Origin of the sequence: Sphaerothrix gracilis Ecp01 (assembly GCF_030405905.1) — a bacterium.
Taxonomy (GTDB): domain Bacteria; phylum Cyanobacteriota; class Cyanobacteriia; order Phormidesmidales; family Phormidesmidaceae; genus Sphaerothrix; species Sphaerothrix gracilis.
The window spans coordinates 1-2,881 of the sequence record NZ_JASATW010000079.1; the positions used below are offsets into that span (position 1 = coordinate 1).

At 46.9% G+C, this 2,881-nt stretch carries 2 protein-coding genes; both read right to left on the reverse strand.

Annotation, left to right across the window (positions count from 1 at the left end; genetic code table 11):
- On the reverse strand, positions 1-702 hold a 702-nt coding region (locus tag QJQ48_RS27635), incomplete at its 3' end, for a photosynthetic reaction center family protein (RefSeq protein WP_346294433.1).
- Positions 703-876: 174 nt separating this feature from the next.
- The gene (locus tag QJQ48_RS27640) at positions 877-1,776 is read right to left on the reverse strand and encodes a hypothetical protein (protein WP_346294434.1); all 900 of its coding nucleotides are present in this window, start codon (positions 1,774-1,776) and stop codon (positions 877-879) included.
- Positions 1,777-2,881: the final 1,105 nt, after the last annotated feature.

Below are 2,881 nucleotides of genomic sequence, written 5' to 3' on the forward strand. Positions count from 1 at the left end.
GTTCTGAGACTCGGTCTCGGTGGTCTCACGCACCAGAGAGGAGGTCACCAAAGAACCGTGCATCGCACTGAAGAGCGCTCCGCCAAACACACCGGCTACTCCCAGCATGTGGAAGGGGTGCATCAGAATGTTGTGCTCTGCCTGGAAGACGAACATGAAGTTGAACGTACCAGAGATACCCAGAGGCATACCGTCAGAGAATGAACCTTGGCCCAAAGGATAAATCAGGAAGACTGCTGATGCTGCTGCTACAGGCGCAGAGTAAGCAACGCAGATCCAAGGACGCATACCCAAGCGGTAGCTCAGTTCCCACTCGCGGCCCATGTAGCAGAAGACGCCAATGAGGAAGTGGAAGATGACGAACTGGTAAGGACCGCCGTTGTAGAGCCACTCATCTAGAGAAGCGGCTTCCCAAATGGGGTAGAAGTGCAGACCGATGGCGTTGCTGCTAGGAACAACCGCACCGGAGATGATGTTGTTGCCGTACATCAGTGATCCGGCTACCGGCTCACGGATGCCATCGATGTCAACCGGCGGAGCCGCGATGAAGGCGATGACGAAGCAGGTGGTGGCAGCGAGTAGAGTCGGAATCATCAGGACGCCGAACCAGCCAATGTAAAGGCGGTTCTCGGTGCTGGTGATCCACTGACAAAACTGCTCCCACAGGTTAGCGCTTTGGCGCTGCTGTAGTGTCGTTGTCATGATGAATTATTGCGTTTGCGTTGAAACAAATATGTATGTTGGAACAAACAACTAAAGATTTGTTACTTGTCCACTAATGTAACTGTAGCAAAAATATGTCTTTTTGTAAAGTGTTTTTAACAAAATTCTCTATTGTGCCTGACTAAAGATGCTGAAAATATCAAAAAGCAGTCTTCACTCAAGCAAGCTAGATTCCCAAAATGGCTTGATGATAAGCCTCTGCTGTAGCCAGTTATGAACCCATCCTCTTGGCTTTCTCATGTTCTGAGTCAGATCGAGCCATTTGGGATAGGGAGTTGCATAAAGACTGACGCCTCCCGCAGTAGCAGTAGCCGGACAAGCGTTATTGTTTTCAGCTGACCAGCCCAATTGCTCAAGAATGGTTAATGCCTGAGTCCATTGCTCGAAAAGCTGTTGTCCCTGCTCAAGATCACTCTCTGCTGCCTGAATAGCATCTGCAGACAAAGCCGCTTTTAACAGAGCACCCACTTCATATTCATATGGATTAGAATCGCTGGCCCGCAGACGCAAGCCCAGCATCAAATACAAAACTAAGCGCAGTATTAGCTCGTTGCGATAGGCATCAAGTCTCAATAGTGTTAAAGCTACCTGCCCGAATTGCTGAAGAGATTGCCAGGCAGATGCGTCGGATTTCTCTGTGAAATCGGAAATCCACAGTCCTGGTCTAATCACAAATCGAATCTCCTTCGAAGATTCAATTCGCCCCGTTGTCCAATCAAATTCGCCAACAGGACTGATTAGAGCTTCCCAAAGCTTACTCACCGGCGTCTGAACAGCCTGTTTAGAACTAGATGGACTATTGAGCCAAACTACCTTTATTAGTAGACAGGAGAGCGCATAAACTAAGCTGGCAATACGGCTACGACAGACTGCACCTGATTTAGGAGTTCGGCAGTCCCAGTCTAAGGCTTTAGCAATCTCGCTGGCAGTGAGTGTGAAAGTGCTTTGCCACGGAGAAGGCTGCTGGGCTGCGTGAGCGGCCAAAATCAGCTGAACCTTTGCCGCATGTAACCCAAATTTGTTGATGATTTGCTCAGTAGCTTCCCAGGGCAAAGTTTTAATTTCACCAGCACTGGTGATGTAGTGCTCTAAATAGTTGTTGCGATTATGCTTGGCGTGATAGCGGAGATAGGCAATTCCGCGAGTATCAGACTGCCACAAGTCTGACTGAAATTTGTCTGAAAAAGAAATTTCGCCTGCATCAGTTTCACGACACAAAATCGGGAAGTCGCTGGCAATTTCTGTAATAGGACCTGTCTGATTTAGTTCTGTCTCTGCAGCCGCTGTCGGAGATGAAACAATATAGGATTTGATTTTGAACTGTCGTTTTAGCGCTGCAACTGACTGACTTTCAAGATCTAAATCTTGAATGATTTTGAGCGCTAGGGTGTGAGCATAATGCTCTTCAAGATTGTGAATTCGCTGTTCTAAGTTGAATGTATTTGGGCTAAACAAATATTGTTTTAGAATTTGGTTAAATTCTTCCCAGTCTAGAGAATCTAGGAATTCTGCTCCCAAATCTCGCTGTACTTCTTGGGTCGCCCGAAGAACTAGATTAGCCCAAATTTCTTGAGCGATTGTTTGCCAAAGACAATCTTGATCAAACTGTTCTTGAACCAGATTTTTTATATCTGTCAAGATTGTGTCGCTAGTAATCTCCTGATCAAGCTTTTCTCCGTATATTTCGAGTAGCTGTTGATAAAGCTCAACAGCAGTCAGTTCCGACAGACTAGAATGCTGTCTCAGGTATACAGTAATTCCCTGAGCATGTTGCTCAGCAAAAGTTTCTTGTGCAGTACCCTCAGTAGCAGGTAAGGACTGCGATCGCATATATAGAGAATGTGCGCTGTCGCTAATCAACCCTATCTCCTGGTTAGCCTGCCGGCGTTTGTTGCGCTTTGCACAGCAGCGAAAACTGTTCACTGCATCATGAAATCGCTCAAGTGACTCTTGTTCAGCGTAGCTTAGCAGGACCGACCCGATTTGTAACTTGTAATAAAGAAAGCGACAAGCTATCGAGTTTGTTCACCTAGCATATCTTGGATTGCGGCAGCTACAGCTCGAAACTTATATGGGTTGCCTTCTTCCTGACATCGTTCTTGTGCTTTGCGACTGTAGAGCCTTTCCAGCGTTAGCTGCCAGTGGTTGCTTTCTGTCG